General features: G+C 48.7%; 21 protein-coding genes. 11 read left to right on the forward strand and 10 right to left on the reverse strand.

The features are described from left to right. Positions 1-351 precede the first annotated feature (351 nt). On the forward strand, positions 352-963 hold the full coding sequence (locus D328_RS0122910) for a superoxide dismutase (protein ID WP_018887391.1): 612 nt from the start codon (positions 352-354) through the stop codon (positions 961-963). 229 nt (positions 964-1,192) lie between these two features. Here D328_RS0122910 and mutY read toward each other — a convergent pair whose 3' ends face one another. After that, the gene (gene mutY / locus D328_RS0122915) at positions 1,193-2,494 is read right to left on the reverse strand and encodes an A/G-specific adenine glycosylase (RefSeq protein ID WP_018887392.1); all 1,302 of its coding nucleotides are present in this window, start codon (positions 2,492-2,494) and stop codon (positions 1,193-1,195) included. 27 nt (positions 2,495-2,521) lie between these two features. Then, on the reverse strand, positions 2,522-2,920 hold the full coding sequence (gene acpS, locus D328_RS0122920; protein ID WP_026281340.1) for a holo-ACP synthase: 399 nt from the start codon (positions 2,918-2,920) through the stop codon (positions 2,522-2,524). Between the two features lie 201 nt (positions 2,921-3,121). On the opposite strand from acpS, the gene D328_RS0122925 reads away from it, so the two are divergent. After that, a complete protein-coding gene (locus D328_RS0122925; protein WP_018887394.1) occupies positions 3,122-3,949 on the forward strand; it encodes an alpha/beta hydrolase family protein in 828 nt (275 codons plus the stop codon). A 142-nt stretch (positions 3,950-4,091) separates the two neighbouring features. On the opposite strand, the gene nadE is transcribed toward D328_RS0122925, so the two are convergent. From nadE to D328_RS29620, 3 genes are all read right to left on the reverse strand, one after another. Beyond that, the gene (gene nadE / locus D328_RS0122930) at positions 4,092-4,901 is read right to left on the reverse strand and encodes an ammonia-dependent NAD(+) synthetase (protein WP_018887395.1); all 810 of its coding nucleotides are present in this window, start codon (positions 4,899-4,901) and stop codon (positions 4,092-4,094) included. 225 nt (positions 4,902-5,126) lie between these two features. Continuing rightward, positions 5,127-5,561 (reverse strand): BrxA/BrxB family bacilliredoxin, encoded by a 435-nt coding sequence (locus D328_RS0122935; protein WP_018887396.1) that lies wholly within the window; start codon positions 5,559-5,561, stop codon positions 5,127-5,129. Positions 5,562-5,733: 172 nt separating this feature from the next. Next, positions 5,734-7,443: an ATP-binding protein gene (locus D328_RS29620; RefSeq protein WP_018887397.1), complete on the reverse strand. Its 1,710-nt coding sequence runs from the start codon at positions 7,441-7,443 to the stop codon at positions 5,734-5,736. A gap of 148 nt (positions 7,444-7,591) precedes the next feature. Here D328_RS29620 and D328_RS0122945 point away from each other — a divergent pair, with 148 nt between their 5' ends. Next, the gene (locus tag D328_RS0122945) at positions 7,592-8,863 is read left to right on the forward strand and encodes a BaiN/RdsA family NAD(P)/FAD-dependent oxidoreductase (protein ID WP_018887398.1); all 1,272 of its coding nucleotides are present in this window, start codon (positions 7,592-7,594) and stop codon (positions 8,861-8,863) included. 230 nt (positions 8,864-9,093) lie between these two features. On the opposite strand, the gene D328_RS0122950 is transcribed toward D328_RS0122945, so the two are convergent. Beyond that, entirely contained in the window at positions 9,094-9,510 is a 417-nt protein-coding gene (locus D328_RS0122950; RefSeq protein ID WP_018887399.1) for a hypothetical protein, read from the reverse strand. A 306-nt stretch (positions 9,511-9,816) separates the two neighbouring features. On the opposite strand from D328_RS0122950, the gene D328_RS0122955 reads away from it, so the two are divergent. After that, on the forward strand, positions 9,817-10,284 hold the full coding sequence (locus tag D328_RS0122955; protein WP_018887400.1) for a MarR family winged helix-turn-helix transcriptional regulator: 468 nt from the start codon (positions 9,817-9,819) through the stop codon (positions 10,282-10,284). A gap of 112 nt (positions 10,285-10,396) precedes the next feature. Here the strand turns inward: D328_RS0122955 and D328_RS0122960 are convergent, their stop codons facing one another. From D328_RS0122960 to D328_RS0122970, 3 genes are all read right to left on the reverse strand, one after another. Further along, complete coding sequence (locus D328_RS0122960; RefSeq protein WP_018887401.1) at positions 10,397-11,923, reverse strand: MDR family MFS transporter; 1,527 nt, start codon at positions 11,921-11,923, stop codon at positions 10,397-10,399. A 192-nt stretch (positions 11,924-12,115) separates the two neighbouring features. Beyond that, a complete protein-coding gene (locus D328_RS0122965) occupies positions 12,116-12,694 on the reverse strand; it encodes a GNAT family N-acetyltransferase (RefSeq protein ID WP_018887402.1) in 579 nt (192 codons plus the stop codon). A gap of 315 nt (positions 12,695-13,009) precedes the next feature. Beyond that, entirely contained in the window at positions 13,010-13,309 is a 300-nt protein-coding gene (locus D328_RS0122970) for a hypothetical protein (RefSeq protein ID WP_018887403.1), read from the reverse strand. A 241-nt stretch (positions 13,310-13,550) separates the two neighbouring features. Between D328_RS0122970 and D328_RS0122975 the strand changes: the two genes are divergently transcribed. Further along, positions 13,551-14,030, forward strand: coding sequence for a GAF domain-containing protein (locus D328_RS0122975; RefSeq protein ID WP_018887404.1), 480 nt, complete (start codon positions 13,551-13,553; stop codon positions 14,028-14,030). 296 nt (positions 14,031-14,326) lie between these two features. On the opposite strand, the gene D328_RS30440 is transcribed toward D328_RS0122975, so the two are convergent. Further along, positions 14,327-15,337: a MerR family transcriptional regulator gene (locus D328_RS30440; RefSeq protein ID WP_233426238.1), complete on the reverse strand. Its 1,011-nt coding sequence runs from the start codon at positions 15,335-15,337 to the stop codon at positions 14,327-14,329. A 266-nt stretch (positions 15,338-15,603) separates the two neighbouring features. Here D328_RS30440 and D328_RS0122985 point away from each other — a divergent pair, with 266 nt between their 5' ends. From D328_RS0122985 to D328_RS0123010, 6 genes are all read left to right on the forward strand, one after another. Continuing rightward, positions 15,604-16,182, forward strand: coding sequence for a hypothetical protein (locus D328_RS0122985; protein ID WP_018887406.1), 579 nt, complete (start codon positions 15,604-15,606; stop codon positions 16,180-16,182). 227 nt (positions 16,183-16,409) lie between these two features. Next, positions 16,410-17,948: a flavocytochrome c gene (locus D328_RS0122990; protein WP_018887407.1), complete on the forward strand. Its 1,539-nt coding sequence runs from the start codon at positions 16,410-16,412 to the stop codon at positions 17,946-17,948. Between the two features lie 445 nt (positions 17,949-18,393). Beyond that, a complete protein-coding gene (locus tag D328_RS0122995) occupies positions 18,394-18,993 on the forward strand; it encodes an ECF transporter S component (protein WP_018887408.1) in 600 nt (199 codons plus the stop codon). A 2-nt stretch (positions 18,994-18,995) separates the two neighbouring features. After that, a complete protein-coding gene (locus tag D328_RS0123000) occupies positions 18,996-20,714 on the forward strand; it encodes an ABC transporter ATP-binding protein (protein WP_018887409.1) in 1,719 nt (572 codons plus the stop codon). Then, positions 20,689-21,477 carry an energy-coupling factor transporter transmembrane component T family protein gene (locus D328_RS0123005; protein WP_018887410.1) on the forward strand — a complete coding sequence of 263 codons (789 nt, stop codon included), beginning with the start codon at positions 20,689-20,691 and terminating at the stop codon, positions 21,475-21,477. The genes D328_RS0123000 and D328_RS0123005 overlap by 26 nt, the downstream gene beginning before the upstream one ends. Positions 21,478-22,221: 744 nt before the next feature. Beyond that, positions 22,222-24,144, forward strand: coding sequence for a BglG family transcription antiterminator (locus D328_RS0123010; RefSeq protein WP_018887411.1), 1,923 nt, complete (start codon positions 22,222-22,224; stop codon positions 24,142-24,144). Positions 24,145-24,160 lie beyond the last annotated feature (16 nt).

Genomic DNA, 24,160 nt, shown 5'->3' on the forward strand with positions numbered 1-24,160 from the left:
CTCTCCTAGTATTGTAAAATATTTGTGACAATAAAGTGACAAAAAAAGCCGACTAGGAGGGCTCACTCAATTATTAAACCACAAAATAAGTCATATTTCATCTCATTTTTTGTGCAAACGCTTACTATAAAACACTTACATTTTTACTTATATTTAACCAAACGTTCGTATTTCAAGAAATGTATAGCTTCTCTGTTCCAGGAAATGCTATGAGATGCCTATTCCTAACCTCGGGGTATTTTTTAAACAAAAATGTTGAAAAAATATGTGGAATGCGGTTTAATATAAGTGTCGAGGGTATTATTACATAGGAACACCTTAACAACTATCTAACTCAGGAGGGATTTTATCATGGCATTTGAATTACCAGCACTTCCTTACTCCAATGACGCACTTGAACCGCATATCGACGCGTTGACTATGGAGATTCACCACGACCGTCACCACAACACATATGTAACGAACCTGAATGCTGCACTGGAAAGCGCACCTGAGCTGCAAAGCAAAAGCCTGGAAGACCTGATCTCCAATCTGGATAGCGTTCCTGAAAGCATCCGTACTGCTGTTCGCAACAACGGTGGCGGACATGCTAACCATACGCTGTTCTGGGAAGTGATCGGACCTAACGGCGGCGGACAACCAACTGGCGCGATTGCTGATGCGATCGGCAGCGAGCTTGGCGGCTATGATAAATTCAAAGAAGACTTCACCAAAGCAGCTACCACTCGCTTCGGCAGTGGCTGGGCATGGCTCGTAGTTGGCAAAGACGGCAAGCTGGCAATCACTAGCACGCCTAACCAAGACAGCCCGCTGATGGAAGGTCAGACTCCGGTTCTCGGACTGGACGTGTGGGAGCACGCTTACTACCTGAACTATCAGAACAAACGCCCTGCTTACATTGAAGCTTTCTTCAACGTAATCAACTGGGATGAAGTGAACAAACGCTACGCAGCAGCAAAATAAGCTATGTGACGTGACGAGTACCCTGTCGACCTTGCGAGGTCGGCGGGGTACTTTTTTATTGGTCACTTTTAATCGGTCCTATTTTGTACTTCTTGTTTCATTCTAGCAAGACAATGCAAACAGCCAAGAGCGATCCCATATAGCTTCGGAATGCGCCTCTTGGCTACTCATAATGATGGTCCACACAATTATTGCTTCTACCATCGCTACTACTATTTACTGCTAACAATTATTGCTGAAAATATCCACGAATAATATCCAAAAAGACCTTCGGAAACGCCAGCGTATCCATATCCTTCTCTTGAATCCAACGTAATAACGGTGCAGCAGCAAGCTCCTCACTGCTGTCATGTCCGACCACATCACCCACCACAGCCGAGCTTCCATCCGCTGAGCCACGATCAGGTACCCGTGTATATTCTGTCCTAGACTCCGCAACTCTTTGCTCCGAGCCCGGCATCACTTCAGGCTGTATGCCAGCATGTACGCCTTTGGTCATTGGGGCCAAGGCTTCGATTCGCTCACCCTTCACCAGTGTAGGCTCCTCCATACAACGGTACACCCGCAGGTTCCAGTGAATATGGCTGAAGGTATGCTCTGCTTCACGCAGGAAGCCTAGTGGCTTCAGCCCAATGCCCTCCTCACGCAGACTGCCTGCAAGCCAGTCCATCGCCGGCTCATCCGGTACAGGACCGTCTACACCGCTCGGCGAAGCAGGTACATGGGGCAGCTCCCACATGCGAGCCAGCAGCCCAGTAGCCGGACGCTGACGTACCAGAATACGCCCTGCGTGCTCACCCACACCCTCGATCAGGGCTACCGAGCGCTGCTCCAAGCGTGGCGGCTTGGCCTTCGTCTTCACCGGTAAGGTCTCCTCCCGTCCAGCCAGTCTTCCGGCACAGTGCTCCATCACAGGGCAGGTGAGACAATGCGGCGATTTTGGCGTACAGACGAGTGCCCCCAGCTCCATCAAGGCCTGGTTGAAATCCGAGGCCCGCTGATCGGGAATGAGCTCGCGTACCAGCTCCTCCATCGCAGCACGAGTGCTGCCCTTCATAATATCGTCCTCGATTAAGAACTGACGCGACAGCACGCGCATCACATTTCCATCCACAGCGGGCTCTGGGCGATTGAAGGCGATACTCATGATGGCTCCGGTCGTGTAAGGTCCAACCCCTTTTAGCGCAGCTACAGCCACACGATCATCGGGGACGTTCCCCCCGTGCAACTCCATGACCTGCTTGGCAGCCTGCTGCAGATTCCGTGCACGGGAATAATACCCCAGCCCTTCCCAATGTTTGAGTACATCCTCCTCCGGAGCCTCTGCCAAAGCCTGAATGGTCGGAAAACGGTCGATGAACCGGTGAAAGTAGGGAATCACTGTATCCACTCTCGTCTGCTGCAGCATAATCTCGGATACCCATATGAAAAAAGGATCACGATGTCTTCTCCACGGCAAATCACGTTTATTAACCATGTACCAGCCTAGTAGCTCTCTACTAAAATACCGTTGATGCTCCATTCTATTCATTGTATACCATATCTCCTGTGAACCGTATTATGTCGTCGTCATCCGCTCTACCACGGCAAAAGCCGAAGCCAAGGCCGGCTGATGCGTAATGCTGATATGAACTGTATGTTGCTGTGCCTGCAGCCCCAGCCTATGCCAAGCCTCATCTGAGATACACACCACAGGTCGCCCGCCCTCGGCAGGCAATATACTTATATCCGAAAAAGAGAGCTTGCTCCCAATTCCGCAGCCAAATGCCTTGCTGATGGCTTCCTTCGCCGCGAATCGTCCTGCCACGAATTCAGCAAGTCTGGCTGCACGCTGCTCCGCCAGTGTCCGTTCCGCATCTGTCAGCACCCTTCGCATAAATGCCTGTCCTGTTGAGCGCTCCAGTATGGCAATAATTCTGCCAATCTCAATGATATCGTGTCCGATCCCGTAGATGATGTTCATCACCTTCTCTTCTGCTTCAAAATGTACGACTTGGCTCCTATTTAGCACCAATGGTGGTAGTAAAGCCTTTTCGTTATGAAATAGGCCACTCCTTATTGTAGCAGGTTGCTGTACCTGCTGGCGAGTCTCTTCGCCTTCCAAAAGCTTGCATGCTAAAATGGAATAGAATCCCTTATATTCAAGGAGGTACTGAAAATGCCACAGACATGGATCATCTCCGCTGGACCTGACCAAGCCATCCAAGCCTCATTGTATACGGCTCATAACAGAGCCAAAGCAGTCATCATTATCGCACATGGCTTCAAGGGATTTAAGGACTGGGGCATGTTCCCCTATGTAGCTGAAGCTTTGCGATCTGGCTATCATGTGGTTACCTTTAATTTCTCGCACAATGGTATAGGCCAGGACATGGAGAGCTTCACAGAGCTGGAGAAATTCGCTGTGAATACCTACAGCCGCGAACAGGCTGATCTGGAGTCCGTTGTCCATGCTCTGAAGGACAAGCCTGATCTGCGTGAGCTCCCCTTATTCCTGCTCGGCCATAGCCGCGGGGCAGGGAGCTGCTTCGTCTATGCACTGGATCATCCGGATCAAGTGACAGGCGTCATTTCCTGGAATGGGGTCACGGATCTCGATTTATTTACGGAGGAGCAAAAGCAGGAGATGCGCGAGTTGGGCCGCTCTCATGTTGAGAATACCCGGACAGGCCAGCAACTGCCGCTCGATGTCATCATTCTGGAGGATCTGGAACGGAACCAGGGGCAATATGCGATCATTGATCGGCTTGCAGCTTCTTCCTTGCCGGCTGTACTGATTCAAGGCACTGAGGACAGCTCCCGCTTGCGTAAGGGCTCCGCACGTCTGACTGCCGTTCGGCCAGATATAGAATGGGTGCAGATTGATGGTGGCAGTCATACCTTCAATACAGTTCATCCCTTCGCAGGCACGACGCCGCAGCTCAACCAGGCAATTACGGAGACGCATCGCTTCATGGAGCGATTATTGAACCCATCCCTTACCTGATACTGCCCCTGTCACATCCCCAGCCACCTAAGATGCAGTCTCTTATACCCTAATACAATAGGTAGAGGTATGTAAGCAAATCTTAAAAAGCCGCAAGACTCCAGATGGTTATCCAGAGCCTTGCGGCTTTAATCAACGGTCTTTAGATGCCTGGGATACTTGTCCGCTTATGAGCAGTGCGGGTGAAATAATTCTCCAGAATCTCGCGGGCTTTGGGATCAATATCCTTGCCCTCCAGATAATCGCTATTATCGTCATAGCTGATGCCCAACTCGCCTTCGTCTGTCTGGCCCTCCCACAGCCCTGCAGACGGTGCCTTGTCCAGAATCGGCTGAGGCACACCCAGATAGGCTGCCAGCTTGCGGACCTGACGCTTGTTCAGACTCGACAGCGGCGTAATATCTACCGCCCCGTCGCCCCACTTGGTGTAGAAGCCGGTAATCGCCTCGGAAGCGTGGTCTGTCCCGACAACGAGCAGATTCAGCTCATTCGCCAGTGCGTATTGTACGACCATGCGCGTTCTCGCCTTCACATTACCTTTGCCCTGATACGTCATGGAGCGATCCATCCCCATGGACTGGAAGGACTTCTCGACCTCCAGTGCGATATCATTCACAGGCTGTTCAATATTCGTCTCGGCCGTGTGCTTCAGGTTGAAGGCCTTGGCTACAGAGTAGCTGTCCTCAATATCCTGCTGTGTACCAAAAGGCTGGAATACGCCAAGCGTCATGAACGGCCCTTCCTGCTCCTCATTCAGCTCGTCGGTTGCCCGCTTGCACAGGGCTGTCGCTACGGCACTATCAATTCCCCCGCTAATGGCGATCAGCAAGCCCTTGGAGCCTGTCTTTTGGACGTAGCTCTTCAGGAAATCAACCCGCTTGCGTACCTCTGTCTCCTCATTAATGGTAGGCTGGACGCCCAGCTCTGCAATGATTTGCTCCTGTAAACTCATTCTTACACCTCATTTTTAATTGTTATTTCCTGAGTCTATGCATTCTACACATGACTTTCATTAACCACATATGTGGTTCGAGCCTACACCAATTATAAAACGGAGTCCTGCAGCTGCTCGATGTACTTTCTAACAGGCAGGGGTGAGGGACCGTAATAAATATGTAAAACGCCCCGGCAGTTTTCGATAGACGAAAGATGCAGGAGCGTTATGGAATCCGTTGTCTTAACGGCAGAAACGGTCAAACGCGCTAGTCAGATCCTCCGCAATCTGCTGTGCAGAACGGTCCTCAACCTGATGACGTTCGATGAAGTGAACCAGCTCGCCGTCCTTTAGCAATGCAATGGATGGAGAAGAAGGCGGATACGGCGCGAAATACTCGCGTGCCTTGGCCGTTGCTTCCTTATCCTGTCCAGCAAAAACTGTGAACAGGTGGTCTGGTGTGATATCGTGCTGCAGAGCCTGTGCTACACCTGGACGGCATTGTCCAGCCGCACAGCCGCATACCGAGTTAATGACTACAAGAGCAGTCCCCTTGGCTGTAGGAAGCTGAGCTTCTACCTCTTCGACAGTACGCAGCTCTTGAACTCCCAGCGCAGTCAGTTCATCCCGCATAGGTTGAACCATGTCTCTCATATATTGGTCGAATGACATTGACATGTGTATGTCCACTCCTTTATTTCCGTTGGATTGGTTATTTGTTGACAGATCTCTCTGTCAATAAACTTTGATATAAAAAATCGCCACAACTGAAACTTATTTTCTTACTTATTATACAGGCAAGCTCTTCGAATGCAAAGTAGAACCCGAGTCCTCGCTTGCACGAAATCCTTTATACAGCAGAAACTTCTGCAATTTTGCGAAACTTCACGATGAAAGAGGTTCCCTCCCCTTCCGTAGACTTCACGATGATCGTACCATGATGGCGCTCAGCTATGCTCATACACAGCGCAAGTCCTAATCCGGTCCCCTTGCTCTTGGTCGTGTAGAAGGGTTCAAACAGTCGGTCAATCTGACTTTGCGGGATTCCAGGGCCGGTATCACGCACCTCCAGCTCAACGTAATCGGGGCAGGAGCGAGTGGACAGAGTTAAAGTCCCCTTATCGTTCATCGCTTCCATCGCGTTGCGCGACAGGTTAAGTATCAGCTGCTTCATTTCCTTAGAATTCATATGCAATGAGGATACGCTGTCTGACAGCTTAAGCTCTATACTCTGTCCTCTAAGATTCGCATCAGCCCACAAAAGTGGACTTAGTTCCTGTATAATGCTATGAAGATGCATTTCCTCTTTCTCGACGGCACGATTCTGTGCCAGAGACAGGAAATCCGTAATGATTCCATTGGCTCGATCCAACTCATCCATCACAATTCGGTAGTAGTGGTGTAAGGAGGCGGGACTCTTCTCACGCATCAGCTGCAGAAATCCCCTCACTACAGCCATCGGATTGCGGATCTCGTGCGTAATACCTGCTGCCATCTGGCCAACGAGACTGAGTCTCTCGACATTGCCCATCTCGCTGCGGAGCACCTCCAGCTCTGTCGTATCCTGCGCGGAGATCAGCACACCAGTAATCTCCTGTGTCTGATAGTCACGTAGAGGAGCAAGATTAGATAAGTAGGAGTGCTGACCGTAACGGAGCAGTTCCGTGACTTTATTTCCCCCCATAACGGCCTGAAAACGTCTTCGAAAACCGTTCATATAATGAGGCGAGGTGAACTCTGGTATCTTCTTCCCAATCACGTCTTCCATTTGCAGACTCGCTTGATCCCGCTGGTACAGGCGAAGCATGATCCTGTTCATAAATACAACAGATTCCTTATGATCCAGCACCATGACAGCTAGTGGCAGTGCCTCAGAGATTTGTCTGAACCTGTCGGCTTCATTCAGATACTTCGTCATCAACTGGTCGAAGTCCCTCGATCTCTGCTGACTCTCTGTAACCCTCTCAACGGCATAGACGTGGAGTAGCGGAAGCAAGAGCATCGCAGCCAAGCTACTTAGCAAGATGGCTACACCTGGCAATCGAAATAAATATGTATAATCAAAGGATAGCCACGGAATCAAGCTGGCCAAGCTCCAGTGAATTGCAGACAATGTGGAGATAATCCAATATTGCTGGACGGTGGATCTCATTTTAAAATGAAATGAAACCAGCCATAGCAATGGAATCAGTAGCACACCAGAATGGAGAACCAGATTCGACATCGACAAGAGGTCTGAGGCTCCAAAGTGAAGAAGCATACTGGAGCATAGGAGTATTATGCCCGTTAACGTGTTACCATATAGTACGCCGGTCATCAAAGGAACAATTCCGAGATTCAGAATGACGCCGGGAATTAACTCATGTTGAAATAAGGTGCAGAGCCATATCGACGGCAGACAAGCAAGCAGAATCACCCATTCCAGATGCAACTGACTCTTGCCGCTGCGCTTGAAGTAGCCCGTGATCCATCCCTTGGGCAGTACGCAGAATAGGCCTGCCGTTACAGCAGCTAGAAGAATCTGGAGTACAATGTCCTTCATCACGGTAAAAATGACCATCTCCTCCTCCTAATGGCTGCAACTGATAGTTCGATTAAAACATAGGCAACAATATATTACAATAATATGTAATAACTTCCGAGATTATGTTCAGTTAAGTCGGAAAAATGTATCTTTAGCACTAATGAAAAAGGAAGATAATATAACAATGACATATGAATTGATAGTAATAGGGGCTGGCTCAGCGGGCTTGATGGCAGCTGCTGCTGCTGGTGAAGCGGGAGCACGTGTGCTTTTGCTCGAAAAAGGTGACAAGCTGGGGCGGAAGCTCGGTATTTCTGGCGGTGGACGCTGCAATGTGACGAATGCGAAGGAATTAGATGAGCTTATTCGCCATATTCCGGGAAACGGGCGTTTTTTGCATAGTGCACTGGCGAATTTTAGCAACAAGGATATTGCTGCCTTCTTCGAGCAGTTGGGGATTCGACTGAAGGAAGAGGATCATGGTCGAATGTTCCCGATCACGGATAAAGCCAAGTCTGTAGTTGATGCTCTTGTACGGAAGGTGCGCAGTGTTGGAGTGGATATTCGGACGAACTGTCCAGTAGCGGAGGTGCTGTATACAGAAGGCGCAGTCTCTGGCGTTCGCCTGCGCAATGGCGAGAAGATTCGCTGCGAGAAGGTTATTGTGGCCGTAGGCGGCAAATCCGTCCCCCATACCGGCTCGGAGGGAGATGGCTACGCCTGGGCTGAGCAAGCCGGGCATACGATCACAGAGCTGTACCCAACTGAAGTACCCTTAGTGTCAAATGAGCCTGTGATCCAGAGCAAAGAGCTTCAAGGTCTTTCCCTGCGTGAGGTGTCACTGACCGTGTGGAGTGCCAAGAATAAAAGGATCGTCACCCACGAGGGAGATATGATCTTCACCCACTTTGGCCTCTCAGGTCCAGCGGCCCTGCGTTGCAGCCAGTTCGTCGTGAAGGAGCTGAAGAAGAATGGCGGCGGTAACGTTCTGCTGACCATTGATCTGCTTCCACAGCTTCGTGAGCAGGAGATCTATGACGAAAGCTATGCGCTGGCTGCACAGGATGCCAAGAAGGCCATCAAGAATGTACTCAAAGGGTACGTGCCGGAGAAGCTCGTGCCGATCCTGCTGGAACAAAGCGGACTATCTGGTGACATCACCTATGCCCATATTCCAAAGCAGCAATGGATGGAGCTTGCCAAATGCATCAAGGCCATCCCCGTACGAATCAGCGGGACCCGCTCCATTAAGGAAGCCTTCGTCACTGGCGGTGGCGTATATCTGAAGGAGATTGATCCCCGCAGTATGGAATCGAAGCTCATGTCTGGGCTCTATTTCTGTGGTGAGATTCTCGACATTCATGGTTATACAGGAGGCTATAACATTACGGCTGCCTTCACCACCGGGCATAATGCCGGGACGCATGCAGCTTCTACCTTGAAGGGTCGCGGCTAGTTCCGTGATCAGGTCCAATGTGAGCGCAGGCCGCTGCAGACAGAGAGTCTGTCAGCTACGCTTTAAGCACTAGTATCGTAGGTTCGAATTATTACGGTATGCCCCACTTTATGATACACATCATTAAGCAAGCCCTCTGCCGCCCCATGATTACATCGTGGGAATGCGGTACAGAGGGCTTGTGCTCGTGTTCATAGTTCTAGCTTTCGCCGTTATGTCCCCAGGTGGTCCTATGCCTTCACACTACCCGAAAATCCGTCAACATCTGGTTCCGGCAGGCTATCGCTGCTCACATTTCGACCAGACATGGAGGATTCCAGCGACTGATAGCTGTCAATAGCTCCTGTGCTATAAGCCTCACTCCAATCCTCATTCACGGTGTGGGCCGGAATAATAATTCCCCCAGCTTCGTACGCATGAGGTGTAGCATCGTAAGCCAGAGACGTTCCTTGTAGCTGTAGCTGTCCCCCATGAAGCTGGCAAATCTCTAGTGCAGATTCCACGTCCTGATTCTCAATCTGCAGTCTGACCTCTCCTCCCCCTGCATGCTCTGCCTCGTAGCCAATCTCACGCAAGGTGTCGCATGCGGATGCTGCAGCTCCTTCATTAGCAAAGTAGAACTGAATTGACGCCGCTTCTGTATTCATCACTTTCCCCTCCACATTCAAGATTTCTTATTATTAATATAACCACTTCCAGCCTTTTCATAATGGCCTGATCAAGGTATCTGGTTAACGAGGTTGATTCGTGAGGTCTGAGCAAGAAATTTTGTGAGGATTACGTGAAATATTGATTGTCTTTTAAAATTGAATAATTAAAAATACAGTTAGTGTGACAAACCTCATGTCGCGATGTTCGGCTGTTCCTGTACACTTGTTTCATGGGCATGGTTGCCCGGTCACTATGGATCGAGCGGTCGAGGACCCCAAATTCATATCGAAGGCGGAATGAATATGCTTGATACCCCAACGCTGCAGACGCAGCAATCCATGCATCTTCACAGCGTGTTCTCCAAATCGTTCAAGAGTATAAGCGAACACGCAGTGACTGGAATTAAGACAGCGGGCTTCAATCCTACGGCATTCGCCGTTATGGAAGTACTGTATCATAAGGGACAACAGCCGATTCAGCAGGTTGGCGCGAAGTTGCTGCTACAGAGCGGTAATGTCACCTACGTTATTGATAAGCTGGAGAGCAAAGGCTATCTGTATCGTCAGCCGTGTCCACAGGATCGCCGGATTATCTACGCTGATTTGACCCCAGAGGGACGAAGAGTCATGGATGAAATCTACCCTTCCTACACCAGACAAATTGATAGGGCTTTCAGTGGGATTAGCGAGGATGAGAAGGAAACTCTCATTCGTCTCCTGAAAAAACTGGGACGCAGCGCTGAGAATCTGGCTGCAGGCTCCCATAAGTAGCCAGTACCTACCATCACGAAGGTGGATACCTTATCGGTAACTGCACACAATGTCCTGCAACATGAATAGACCACAGCGTGGTATCTCGCACGCTGTGGTCTTATTTTGTGTCTCAGGAGCCAGCCTCGGCAAGTCGCTTGCGGAACAGCATAACAGATAACCATCCTGCTACTGCAATCACCAGCATGATCCAGAATAGCCCATGAATGCTATCTCCCAGCACATGTCTAAGCAACTGCGCTGCCTCATTGCTAATCCCTCCACCCGAGTGTGCGGATAATAGACCGCTGATGTCCTCCTGGGTAATTCCCTTCTCCAATAAACGATCATCCATCGTATTGCGCATAATACTATAATTCAGCCAAGATCCGAACACGGCCACACTCACCGTCTGGCTCAAGGTCCGCAAAAAGGTATTCAGTGCTGTTGAAGCCCCCCGTAGTTCGAAGCCCACCGCAGATTGGGCGATAATCGTGAAGATCGTCAGTGAGAAGCCAAAGCCCAGTCCATAGATAAATGTGGCTCCATAAACGATTCCCATCGGGGAGCTCTCGTTAGCCAGTAGCATCATGAAGGAAGCCAGAACAATGAAGCATAATCCCAACAGGGAGGTGAAACGTGGTCCCAGCTTCACTAGCAGCCTCCCCCCAAATACCGACCCGACCAACCAGCCAACGGACATCGGTGCGAGCGCTAGCCCTGAAGCGGCAGCATCACCGCCTCGTACACCCTGTACCCACAATGGCAAATAGGTTGTCAGGCCGATCAGCAGGGCACTCACGAGAACGGAGGCGATGCTCGCTACAGCAATATCTCGAATATTGAACAGCTTCAACGGCACCATAGGCTCCTCAGCACGCCGCTCAATGACGAAGAACAGCACTAGGAATACCAGCGCTCCCAGCAGCAGAGACAGCAGCGGAACGGACGTCCAATCCATATATTGCCCGCCCATCGTAAGCACCAGCAGCAACGACGTCATACCAATCGTAAAGGTGACCGCCCCTGCATAGTCGATCTTCGCCTTACGACGAACCGAGCCCTCCTGCAGATAACGAGCAATGAAGAAGATCGCCAGCAGACCAAAGGGAATATTGAAGCCGAAGATCCACTCCCAGCCCGCGTAGAGTGCAACGTATCCACCCAGAATAGGCCCCAGCAATGAGGAGATTCCCCATACAGAGCTGATCATTCCCTGTACCTTCCCCCGCTCCTCAATCGAGTACATATCGCCGATGATCGTGAAGGTCACTGGAATTACGGCCCCAGCACCGATACCCTGTATGGCCCGGTATACAATGAGCTGCTCCATCGTCCCCGCCAGACCACAGAGTAGAGCGCCCAGCACGAATAGCGTGCAGCCAATCAGGAACACGGGCTTACGTCCGAATAAATCACTTAATTTTCCGAAAATAGGCGTCGTGACCGCCATCGTCAATAGGTACGCGGTGAAAATCCAGCTCAGCAGACTGACACTCCCCAGATCACTTACAATCGTGGGTCCAGCAGGTCCGATTACCGTGCCTTCAATCGCAGCGAGGAAGGTCGCTAGCAGCACGCCGATCAGCACAAGCCCACGCTTGGTTGATGTCGGAGTGCTAGTTGATGCCGGAGTGCTAGTTGATGCTTGATTATTCATGACTTCAGAATCCTCTCTTGCTCTCATATAATCCAATAATTCAACAAACTGATCATTCAACAAACAGATAATCTGACAATTTCAACGGCCTGTACAAGCCTTCGAAAGCTGAAAAAGGCGGACCTGACGGACCGCCTGACAGTACATGTTATATTGTCGATCGGGGATGAGTTTTTGTCAATTACACAATTACTATTTTGCTGCGGCATTTCGCTTCGTATAATCCTCATACAGCAAGGAGTAGATGAGCATGTCCGTATATCCCGCAGATGTATACTGCAACTGACGCAGCAACCCCTCGCGCACCCAGCCCATAGACTCCAGGAGCTTCTGGGAAGGCTCGTTTCGCGGGTCTACAAGTGCCTCCAGCCGATTGATCTTCATCTTATCAAAGGTAAAAGCGTACATGAGCTCCAGCGCCTCGGTCATGAAGCGCTGCCCCCAATACTCACGGCCTAGCTCATAGCCAATCTCGGCCTTGAAGGCTCCGTCTAGCTGCCAATTGTTCAGTCCGCAGCTCCCAATGATTTTACTGCTGGATTTCAGTTCAATCCCCCAGCGAAGTGCATCATCAGATCTGGACAAAGCATTAAGCAAGTCGATCATTTCCTGAACATCATCCGGTGAAGACATCCCTGAGATATTCATATAACGTGTCACCTCAGGGTCCGACCAGATCGCAAAAATATCCTTAACATCCTTCGTGTCCATACGGCGTAATCGAAGCCGTGGACCCTCAAGCACCGGGATATTTCCATTACAAGTATACAATGAATTCTACCTCCTGAATGTACTCCCTATGGTTAGCGCTTCCACATCGCTACGGCCATACATAATTTAACCATACAGCTCTAATAAAGGGCAACTTATTTAGGGCAATATAGAGCTATAGAGCAATATAGGGCAAATATTAAATAGCGAATACTCGGCCACACGCCAAATACACCCCCAGGAGCAGACAACGGATGCCAAGCCTCCGGTTCCCTGTCCCCACGGATGTATAGTGTTCATTTCAACAGATCTAATCATGATTCAACGGATGCCTTTGTGCCAGACACAGATGAATATCTGGAATGATGAGCCATCCTAATGCTGCGGCTCCTTCTGTGCTTGCTCCGTCACGACATCCTTGCAGAGCGTACTTAGCTGTACACGGATCTCCTTAAGCTCGACAATACCTGCGCCCGTAATACTGAATTGATCACCATGAGCCGTCAAAAAATTCTCTTGGGTCAGATGCTCCAGCTCCTGCTTGATTTCACGCTCCCCTACTCTGTAGCCACGGCTCTCAAGAACAGGCTGCAATTCACCTACCGACAAATTTTGCTGTTGGGCAAAATGAAGCATATGAATACGGATGAACAAATTCTGAACCTCGGCGTGCATAGCAACACCCCTTTCCGGCTAAAGCCTTCAAGATATGGATGTATTACCCTCAAGCGCCGGAAGATAAACAAGCCAGCAGCCAAATTTCACCTGTAAGGAACCTATATGTAACTCTTGACTCCATGCATGATTCCGGTATATCTTAAATTAATTAACCGCTGGTAGATGCAATTTTAAGCTTCAGGGTCGGCAGCGGCTCATGGAGTTTATGCAAAATGTCCACAGGCAGGAGAGTGAAGGTATGTTTCAAGCAATCCCTTATGAAGGAACACGCAGTGAGCAATTCGCTTCTGCACTGAACCAACTGAAGGCTCTGATTCATGACGAACCGAATCGAGTGGCGAATCTGGCGAATGCCGCATCCTTGCTTAAGCACTTTATGAACGATGTCAACTGGACCGGCTTTTATCTCTACGATGGACATGAGCTGGTATTGGGTCCCTTTCAGGGACTTCCAGCCTGTATTCGCATTCCACTGGGACGCGGCGTATGCGGTACAGCCGCTGAAGAACGCCGCACTGTAGTTGTAGAGGACGTTCATTTGTTCCCAGGACATATCGCCTGTGATGCTGCTTCCAATAGTGAGATCGTCGTTCCCTTAGTCAAGGACGGTGAATTGATCGGAGTGCTGGACATTGACAGCCCGCTTAAAAATCGGTTTGATGCCGAAGATCAGGCTTTCCTGGAGCAATTCGCAGAACTGCTGATCGAGCAGCTGTAAATCTGTAGTACTGTGGCAGCACCTTATAGCTGTAGCAGCACGTTAGTAACTGCAATAGTCTTAGTTGCTGTAGCAGGTACATCGTCCGCACCTGACAAGATCAGGTCCAGGGGCATGCATATCAAGTCATCCTGACACAGCTCGCATTAAATAGCCTTGCTCCCGTTACTGGTGGCAGGGCTATTGATGTGAGGCTATCAACAAAAAAACGCCCCCTACCGCGAGCGTCGTAACCCAATTTATATGCCATATCCCTATTAACCTCGATACTTTATCCTGCGCTAATCTGCTATCCGCTATTTAAGCTCGCACGCAGCAAGAATCTTCATGCCGTCTCGTAAGAATTCTGCCAACCTGGGATGATACTCACGATACATCGTATGAAAATCCTCATGCTCCACATACAAATCACCCAGATCACTATAGATCTGTGCTGTAGGTGTATAGAAGTGGCTGATCCACTCCAAATGGCGCCGTACAATCGCCTGCACTCTCTTGCTCCCCGGCTCCTCCCCATCCTTGATGGCGGCGATCAGGTCATGGTGGATTTCCTCAACCTCTGCTTGGGATTGCAAATACTTTTCCTTCGGCCATGCCTCTGGCTGCTGAGATTGCTCTTGCTCCTCTCGATCCTCATGCTTCTGTCTTACAGATGCTGAGCCATTACCCGATCCGTTCAAGGTCTGTTCTTCAGGCGGCTGCCCCTGACCTCGCTGTCTTGCACGATTCACAGCCTTCACACCACTCGTCTTCGTAACGGTCCTCTTCGTATCTGCCGTCCTTGTATCTTCCGTGATAACTCCATGTCCTGACAGTTCTCCATACTGCCTGGTGGCATCAGGCCCCACCTCTAGCGGCTCTACTTCACTGTGATGAAGCTCTTGCTGGGCGCTATGCTGGTTAGGCTGCCGTGCATTGTTCCAGCTCTGCTGCAACTGAAGTCCACTGAACAGCTTCCGATGCTCCAACGGGAATTCGCCATTCAGATGACTCAAGGTTAGATCAATGGTCTGAACAAGCAGATGCATTCGCTGAGCCTTCTGCTTAATCCTGAGCCTATGCTCCAGCAATACATCGGCCGGAGCCTCCTCATAGCGATGCATCCACATCGCCAGCTCCTCACCTGGCATGACCAGCTCCTGACAGATCATGAGATGCTGGAGACACAATAACCCCCGCTCATCGTAATAATGAACTCCATCCTTTGGGACCAGAGACGGCTTTAACCAGCCATTCTGTTCGTAGCGGTTCAATTCCTCAAGCGGCATTCCCGACATATCGCTCACTTCCTCCAATGTATAGGCCATCTCCATACTCACCTCCCTGTATTTCCTTTGTAGCAGTTTGTACTATTTGTACTATTTATATATTTTGTATTGTTTGTATCTGTTTATAGGTACTTTCCATTACCCCGGTAGCACATTACGAACCAGCTTTGAAGTGCTACCTTCCACTCAAGAAAATAGAGGATGCTGGTGAATTCCTTGCCAGAAAAGCGAGACCAATCTGGATGTTATACGTATTATCAAGTAATATATGGTATTTTTTTAGCTAATTACAGAGGAGGGACACCATGAAGAGAAATTCAAGGAATAGTACGTGGTACATAGTCACAGCGGTACTTGCTGTTATGCTGTTGGCAGGATGCAAGGATGCTACAATCCCATCTTCGAGTGATCCAGTAGCGGGGAATGAAGCTGCTCCCGAATCAACGTTCAGTGAGGAAATGGTACAGGAAGCTATACAGGCAGCGGAAGCCTACAAGACCAAGGAATATTCTGTGACCGCATCAGAGGATATGCTGTCTGACGATTCTATCTTGGCGCGCACGGAAGAGATGAAGCCTTACTTCACCGAGCATTTCTCGGAAAAGGCCCTAAGAACTCGCTATACTGTCGTTCCATTCCACGCTGCACATATACGGAACACCTCCCTGCACCCGGAAAATTTGAGCTTCTCCATATCTGGCCGCGAGGAGAACATGATTGATCTGATCTATGAGGTTGATCTCGTTCTAGGAGATGACGTCAGCAGCGACAGTGAACGTGTCCCGATGCAGGGAACACTAACGCTATCCTATGAAGAGGGAAAGTGGCTGGTACAGGAGGATCATTTTGATTCGGTTGCGTTCAATGACTTAATCTCGAAATAATTGTATGGAATTCGCCTAGAAACGTACAGGCTCAGACTATAATCTATTGTATTCCAGCTACTTAATTTCTCCTTTTGCCATAAGACGGATTGTAACGGCTAGCGCATCTTTTCCCGAGAAACTATCGGAAACTTCCTTGACAGTCCGTCGTTAACTTTATTACTATAGCATTTGTGAAATAATGCACAATAATATTGTGAAATGGTACACAAGGGGGAAATACAGAAATGAAAAAGAACACAACAGTACTACTTACTCTCCTTCTATCCATCGTTCTCGTCATTGCAGGATGCGGAAATAATGGTAGTAGTAATAGTGAGAAAAAAGCAAATGAAGGTCAAAGCACAACCGAGGAGAAAAAGACGGATACGGTGTCAGGTGCGTCACAAGCAAGCTATACACCAATTGATCAGTTAAAAGATAGCTATGATATTATTATTGTTGGTGCTGGTGGTGCTGGTATGACCGTTGCATTGGAAGCAAAGGAAAAAGGAATGAACCCTGTTATTTTCGAAAAAATGCCAGTCGCTGGTGGTAATACAACCAAATCCTCTTCAGGGATGAATGCTTCTCAGACCAAATTCCAAAAGGAACAAGGCATTGAAGATAGCAATGATTTATTTTATGAAGAAACATTAGCAGGTGGTCATAACACCAATGATAAAGAAATGCTACGTTTCTTTGTAGATAATTCTGCAGATGCAATTGATTGGTTAGATTCGATTGGAATCCGATTGAACAACCTTACAATAACAGGCGGTATGAAAGAAAAACGTACACACCGTCCTGAGGATGGTTCAGCAATAGGTCAGTATCTAGTTGCTGGGTTGGTTAGAAATGTACATGAAAAAGAGATTCCATTGTTCGTTAATGCGGATGTAAAAGAAATAACGCAAGCTGATGGTAAAGTAAACGGTGTTAAAGTATTGATTGATCAAACCGATGAAAAAGTAATTACTGCAAAAGCCGTTGTTGTAACGAGTGGTGGTTTTGGTTCTAATGCGGAGATGATCGCCGAGGTTAGACCTGACCTAAAAGGCTTAGTAACAACCAACCAAATTGGTAGCACAGGCGACGGTATTAGAATGATCGAGCAGCTTGGTGGTACGACTGTAGATATGGATCAAATCCAGGTTCATCCAACTGTACAGCAAGATAAATCGTACTTAATTGGTGAAGCTGTACGTGGTGAAGGTGCACTCCTTATTTCCACTGAAGGTACGCGCTTCGTGAACGAATTGGATACACGTGATAAAGTAACAGCAGCAATTAATGCCCTGCCTGAGAAAGCAGCTACATTAGTATTTGATGCTGGCGTGAAATCTCGTGTGAAGGCTATTGAGCAATATGACAAGATGGGCTTCGTCGTGAAAGGTGACACGATCGAGGAGTTAGCACAAGCCATCAACGTTCCAGCAGATCAATTGAAAGCAACTATAGACACTTGGAACGAAGCCGTGAAGAACAAACAAGATGGTGAATTTGGCAGAACAACAGGTATGGATCATGACCTATCTGCCGCACCATACTATGCCATCAAAATCGCTCCTGGGATTCACTACACTATGGGTGGTGTAAAGATTAACACCAACACAGAAGTGTTAGACAAGGATGGAAAAGCCATTGAAGGCTTGTTCGCAGCAGGTGAATTGACAGGCGGCTTGCATGGTGAAAACCGAATTGGTGGTAACTCTGTTGCTGAAATTATCATCTTTGGACGTCAAGCCGGGATCAAATCCGCTGAGTTTGTACAATCAAAGCAATAGGTAATAGGTTTATCTAAATAAATATACACATAAAAGATGCAGGCTTTAGAGTGATCCCTCTAGAGACCTGCATTTTTTATATAAACTCCAACTACTAAGTTCCTATTTTTTCTATAAAAGGTTATTGTCAGCTTAACGAATGTAGTGTACATTAATCTATGATTCCAATAAGAAACGGGAGCTTGATGAAGTCAGGCTGAGAGGGTGGCCGTATGCCGCCGACCGTGAAATCTGATCTGGGTAATGCCAGCGTAGAGAAGACCAAATGCAGTCGGTATGTATTCAAGCAGACCTGCAGATGGAGTAGACGCAGCCGATGCGTGCTATTTCCTGACGCCGTCTAGCAAGAGTCATCTGACAGCAAATGAAGTTCATACTGCGCAAGCTACCTGCCCGGATCGGGGCAGGTTTTTTTATTTTATTAACGGGAAGGAAGTTGAGGCTCATGACAGCAATTATTTCTAAAAAAGGTTCAGCTCTCAAGCTAACCGACATTCTGGTCACAATCGTCATCGCAGTGGTATTCGGTATTGTGTACAAAATCTGGGGCCCCGCCTATGACATGGTCAAGCCACTCGGCTTGCACGCAGAGCAGATTACCTATGGCATGTGGTTCATGGCAGGAACGTTCGCCTATCTGATCATCCGTAAGCCGGGGGTGGCTATACTTGCAGAAGTAGCTGCTGCAACCATCAGCGCTTTGTTAGGCAGTGAATGGGGAATCTCCACCTTGTATTATGGACTGGTGCAGGGGCTGGGAGCAGAGCTGTTCTTTGCCATGTTTCTCTACCGAAAAAACAATCTGTGGGTGACCTGCTTGGCCGCAATCGGCGCGGCAGCCGGATCACTCCTGCTTGATTTCCACTATGGATACATCGAATCCTTGACGGCCTGGAACTATACGCTCTTCATCGGTCTTCGTCTGCTTGGGAGTATTATTATCGCAGGGATCTTCGCTTATTATCTATTAAAGGCGCTTGAGCTGACCGGGGTGACCCAATCGCTCCGACCGGCATCCCGTGAGGACTATGAGGCTTTGAACTGAGCATGGCTCTTTCAGGGCGTGCGGGGCACGTAGAACATGAGGAGCATTGGGAACATGTGGCGCATGTAGAGCATAAGGATCATGTGGCGCATGTGGAGCATGTGGAGCATGTGGAGCATCTGAAGCATGTGAAGCATCTGAAGCATTTAGGGCACACTCCCGATATCGCTGCGGGTGTCAGCAATCTGCGACTGAAGTTCCCAAGGGAACAGGAGCTACTCTTTCAGGGCTTATCCCTGTCCGTTCGCAAAGGGGAAAAGCTATTGCTGCTCGGGCCAAGCGGCTGCGGCAAATCGACGCTGCTACAGGTGCTGAGCGGCATGATTCCTCGTTCCATCGAGGTGCCGATGAAATGCGATGAGGTCATCATACCTGAACGTTCAGGCGTCGTATTCCAGGACCCTGACACCCAGTTCTGCATGTCCTTTGCAGATGAAGAGCTGGCCTTTGTGCTGGAGAACCGCCGCATTCCGCGCGAGGAGATGCCATCGCTCATTCACGACTGTCTGACACAGGTCGGATTGGCAGAAGAAGTAGCTAGAATGCCTATTCAGGCGATGTCACAAGGAATGAAGCAACGGCTGGCTGTCGCTTCTGTACTCGCTGCAGAGGCAGAGGTACTATTTCTGGATGAGCCTACCGCATTACTGGATGAAGAAGGAACCCTTCAGGTCTGGGACACGATCAGGAGCATAGCTGCGGATAAGACCTTGATCATCGTGGAGCATAAGATCAGTGACATTATTCAACTGGTGGATCGGATTGTCGTACTGTCTCCCGATGGAGAAATCATCGCCGATGGAATTCCAGAAGAGGTATTCGCCACCTCTCAGGATACGTTGAGAGCGTTCGGCATTTGGTACCCTGGGGTGTGGAGTGAGGCGACCTCTCCGCGGCTGTCAAACGATGCAGCAGCAGATACGAATATGAGTACGAATACAGACACAGATACGGATTTAAATGCATGTACAGATATAAATAAAGGTATGAATACAGAGAAAGCCCACTGCGTAGCCAATAGACTCCAACGTAATGAGAATTTCTATTGTAATGGTGCCTCTTCAGTCATGGAGCTAGACAACTTTGCGGGGCTGCGTAGCAGAACAGAAGTCATCCGAGTGGAGAAGGCTCAGATCTTTCCCGGTCAATGGATTGGGATCACCGGTGCCAACGGAGTGGGCAAAAGCTCCCTCCTGCTATCCATGATGGGTCTGCTCAAGACGACGGGACGGTACGAGATATGCCATCGGCCTGCAGGTAAGACAGGACAACTGGCAGAGCATATTGGCTTCGTATTCCAGAATTCCGAGTTCCAGTTCGTCACCAATTCGGTGTATGAAGAGGTGGAATATTCGGTACTCTTCGATCTTCCGAATCCAGCGCAGCGGAAGTATACGGTGCAGCAGCTCCTGGCCCGATTCGGCTTGCTATCTCTGGAGCACAGACATCCTTATCAGCTATCGCTCGGGCAGAAACGCCGCTTGAGTATTGCCACCGCCATTATTCGTGAACCTAAGGTGCTACTGCTAGATGAGCCTACCTTTGGTCAGGACGCCCGCAATACCTTTTCTATTCTGGATTTGCTGGAGTCGCTTCGTAGCGCTGGAACGGCAATCATCATGGTGACTCATGATGCTGAGGCGGTCCGCCGCTACTGCACGGATGAATGGCGGGTCCGACATGGGAGGGTTGAGCATGCAATTAACTTTTCCTCATCATGAGACCTGGCTGCATCGGGTTAACCCGGGCTTGAAGCTGCTCGTGTTCGCCCTTCTCTTTCCGGCGGTGATCTGGATTCACAATCTGAATATCATGATTAATCTTGCTGCAGGAATGCTGCTGTTGCTCCTATGGTCTGGGCATCCATGGAGACGATTGCTGCTGTATGCTTCCCCATTCATCCTGATCTTTATCTCCACATCTACGGGGATGATGTTCTTCGGAACGGGAGAGACAACTTGGTGGAGGTGGGGACTCGTGCATATTACGGAGGAGAGCTTTCTACGTGGTATTCACTTGGGCTGCCGCGCCCTCTGTATGGCAGTTGCTGGACTGCTGTTCGGTCTGACGACGCGACCTGTGAGACTGTTCTATTCCCTGATGCAGCAATGGAGGCTTCCCCCAAGGTATGCATACAGCTTTCTTGCGGCTATGCGGATGATTCCTATGCTGCTGGACGAGTTCCAGACACTCCGGCATGCCTTGTTAATCCGGGGCATGAGTCGTCATGTCAGCCGCTGGAATCTGTACGCCCATATTAAGATGTATGCGATCCCTCTACTTGCGCAAAGTATCCGCCGCGCGCAGCGTACAGCCATTGCCATGGAGGCCAAAGGACTCTCGGATCAGAAGCGCACCTATTATTATGTAATAGGTTACTCGCAAGCAGATATCTGGCTGGGCATCTATTTTACGGGGGTATTTGCGTTAGCGATCTGGACGGGAGACATGTTCCCGTTTTTCGATACATTGGACGTCCGGTAACTCATCAGAGTTAACAATCGGATTCCCGAATACAATTTAGCCGTAGCGCCTAATGGATTGGGGAGATTGAGCTCATGAAGGAAGACCGGCCGGGGTTCTGGGAGAGCAACGGTTTTTTATAATACGGCTGATCCTCAAGAAAATGTGCTGGATGCATGCCGCAGCCAGTGGGGTCTCCGTTATCCGGGGGAAGACTGAGACGGTCGTCAAACTATTGACGACAGACTATTGACGACAGACGGCCGTACAATAAAAAGGTAGCAATTACTTATATAAGCTTCTAGCTAGAGAGCTAAGTATCCTTAATGACTATGTTGGATTTAAGCACACTAATGGATACAAAAAATGTTCAATTAGGAACACCTCAACGAAAAGGACTCCAAACCAACAATACGTCGGTGGAGTCCTTTTGTGTGCATACTCGCTCACACATGTAGAGTTCGACGTGTCTTCTCCATTTCGTCCCTTCAATCAGCTATCCTTACAGACCTTTCTTTCTCCCCGACCGAACGGCTTCTTTTGAATACTGGGAAATCGTCTTGATGCAAACGATGGCTTTTGCGCTGTCCCCTTATTGATGTAGGACTTCTGGCTTCCTGAATTAAATCATGCTAAGATTTGATACAATTTGCTAAATTAAGCCGCAAAATTTAACCTGTTCGTAATAATAGCACTTCCATTAATATTGTACTCAATCGGCCGGGAACTTTCCCAAAAATCAGTTCTGTAAATGAGGGAATATAGATGAGGGAATGGATCATTCTTGATTTGTTATACAAGCGTGGCAACCAGCCACTCCGTATGAACGAGCTGATTACCGAAATGAATTTATCGGAGCGTACCCTGCAGGACGCTATTCGTTCATTAGAGAAGGCTGGTCTGAACAACGGATTTCTGATTCATCGTATTCGGGGTCAAGGTTACACCCTGGAAGTGACTGACTCTACTCTATTGGAAAACTACATGCAAGATGGACGTGCCAAGCAAAAAGCTGCGTATCCAGCTGATAAAGAGGAACGCAGGCTTCAACTTATACGTCTTTTACTACAAAGTAACTCGTATCAACCCATTGACTTTCTGGCAGAACAGCTTGATGTTAGCCGCTCAACTCTGATTGCAGATTTGAATGCAGCGGAGCTAGCGTTAGACGAATTCGAGCTTACACTTAGCCGGCGTTCCCATTATGGCATTCTCGTTGAAGGTGGCGAGCGCAATTTCCGCAAAGCCTTCTCTCGCTTCGTGCTTGGCACAGGTTCAGATACGCGAAGATCCAAAGATTTCCGTGCTTTTGAGAGCGGATTTGATACGGACAAGCTGAAGACATACATGCTTCAACAGCTAAAAGAAAAAGTGTTAACGATCTCTGATGTATTTCTGGATAATATCGTTACCCATATTGTAATCCTGCTCTATCGAATATCACGACAAAATCTGATTGTTGCCGGACAGGAAGTACCGGATATACCGGAACCTATCTATCTGGAGTTATCACGTAAACTGTCGAAATGGATCAAAGCCAATTATAATGTCTCGCTTCCTGAGGATGAGATTCTATATTTAGCCTTACACCTATCAGGCAAGACGACGACTGAGCAGATGTCCGTGGAGAAAAAACAACAACTCCGTACAGGCATTGCGGACATTTTGGAGCGCCTGGATCGCGAATTTTTAACCCGTTTCAGCCTAGACCAGAATCTGATTGATTCGCTGGTTCTTCATATGCTCCCATTGCTCAATCGTTTATATTACAATCTTCAGCTCGACAATCCGATCGTTGAAGACATTTACAGTGAATACGCGAATGCATTCTTAATCTCTTTCCGCTTCGCAGATATGATTGAAGATTTATACGGATTTTCGATGTCACGGGACGAGGCTGGTTACGTAGCTCTGCACTTTGCCGCCTATCTGGAACGCATGAAGCAGCAAAACCTGGAACAATACCGACGAATTGTTGTGATCTGTTCGACAGGTGCAGGCAGCGCTCAGCTCATTAAACTTAAACTTGAGACTATCTTTCCAAAAGCGCTGGTGGTGACGGCTTCTTCAGCCGAGTTTGAAGAGATTGTAAAGCGTCCGGTAGATCTGATTCTTACCACAATACCGCTGAACTCTGCCCAGGCAGATAAACCTATTATTCATATCAAACAGTTGCTGGATGACGTAGAGATTCAACGGATCAAGGAACTTATTGCCACAAGAATAAGTCGGTCGCAACCTTCTTATAAGCTTCTGGATTTCAAGGAACTGTTCCGCAGAGAATTATTCCACATCGGAAGCTCCGAAGATTATCAGCGACTGCTAAGCGAACGCTGCGAGGAAATGGTGGAATTGGGTTATGCAGAGAGTGATTTTCCAATCCAGGTCATGATGCGCGAGAATAAATTTACAACCATTTATAAAAATGGTGTCGCCGGACCACACCCGATGCGGATGAGCGCTATTCGGGACTGCATCGGCGTAACCCTGCTGGATAAACCCGTTTACGGAGCAGACAAACCCGTTCGAATCGTGTTTTTGATTAATTTACAGCCTGGACAGTTATTTCTTCACAAGGAAATCAGTAAATTATTGCTTGTGCTCATGGAAAGGGAAGATTATCGCAATCGGCTGTTGACGGTAACGGACTATGATTCTTTTATTCGTGAAATGGAGCGCTTGTTATAGCCCTTTTATCCCAAAT

The sequence above is a fragment of the Paenibacillus massiliensis 2301065 = DSM 16942 genome (genome assembly GCF_000377505.1).
Lineage (GTDB): Bacteria > Bacillota > Bacilli > Paenibacillales > Paenibacillaceae > Paenibacillus > Paenibacillus massiliensis.

Coding starts and splice junctions, on each gene's coding strand:
- D328_RS0122910 (WP_018887391.1), top strand. CDS start 352: ATGGCATTTGAATTACCAGCACTTCCTTACTCCAATGACGCACTTGAA.
- mutY (WP_018887392.1), bottom strand. CDS start 2,494: ATGAATAGAATGGAGCATCAACGGTATTTTAGTAGAGAGCTACTAGGC.
- D328_RS0122925 (WP_018887394.1), top strand. CDS start 3,122: ATGCCACAGACATGGATCATCTCCGCTGGACCTGACCAAGCCATCCAA.
- nadE (WP_018887395.1), bottom strand. CDS start 4,901: ATGAGTTTACAGGAGCAAATCATTGCAGAGCTGGGCGTCCAGCCTACC.
- D328_RS0122935 (WP_018887396.1), bottom strand. CDS start 5,561: ATGTCAATGTCATTCGACCAATATATGAGAGACATGGTTCAACCTATG.
- D328_RS29620 (WP_018887397.1), bottom strand. CDS start 7,443: ATGGTCATTTTTACCGTGATGAAGGACATTGTACTCCAGATTCTTCTA.
- D328_RS0122945 (WP_018887398.1), top strand. CDS start 7,592: ATGACATATGAATTGATAGTAATAGGGGCTGGCTCAGCGGGCTTGATG.
- D328_RS0122950 (WP_018887399.1), bottom strand. CDS start 9,510: ATGAATACAGAAGCGGCGTCAATTCAGTTCTACTTTGCTAATGAAGGA.
- D328_RS0122955 (WP_018887400.1), top strand. CDS start 9,817: ATGCTTGATACCCCAACGCTGCAGACGCAGCAATCCATGCATCTTCAC.
- D328_RS0122960 (WP_018887401.1), bottom strand. CDS start 11,923: ATGAATAATCAAGCATCAACTAGCACTCCGGCATCAACTAGCACTCCG.
- D328_RS0122970 (WP_018887403.1), bottom strand. CDS start 13,309: ATGCACGCCGAGGTTCAGAATTTGTTCATCCGTATTCATATGCTTCAT.
- D328_RS0122975 (WP_018887404.1), top strand. CDS start 13,551: ATGTTTCAAGCAATCCCTTATGAAGGAACACGCAGTGAGCAATTCGCT.
- D328_RS30440 (WP_233426238.1), bottom strand. CDS start 15,337: ATGGCCTATACATTGGAGGAAGTGAGCGATATGTCGGGAATGCCGCTT.
- D328_RS0122985 (WP_018887406.1), top strand. CDS start 15,604: ATGAAGAGAAATTCAAGGAATAGTACGTGGTACATAGTCACAGCGGTA.
- D328_RS0122990 (WP_018887407.1), top strand. CDS start 16,410: ATGAAAAAGAACACAACAGTACTACTTACTCTCCTTCTATCCATCGTT.
- D328_RS0122995 (WP_018887408.1), top strand. CDS start 18,394: ATGACAGCAATTATTTCTAAAAAAGGTTCAGCTCTCAAGCTAACCGAC.
- D328_RS0123000 (WP_018887409.1), top strand. CDS start 18,996: ATGGCTCTTTCAGGGCGTGCGGGGCACGTAGAACATGAGGAGCATTGG.
- D328_RS0123005 (WP_018887410.1), top strand. CDS start 20,689: ATGCAATTAACTTTTCCTCATCATGAGACCTGGCTGCATCGGGTTAAC.
- D328_RS0123010 (WP_018887411.1), top strand. CDS start 22,222: ATGAGGGAATGGATCATTCTTGATTTGTTATACAAGCGTGGCAACCAG.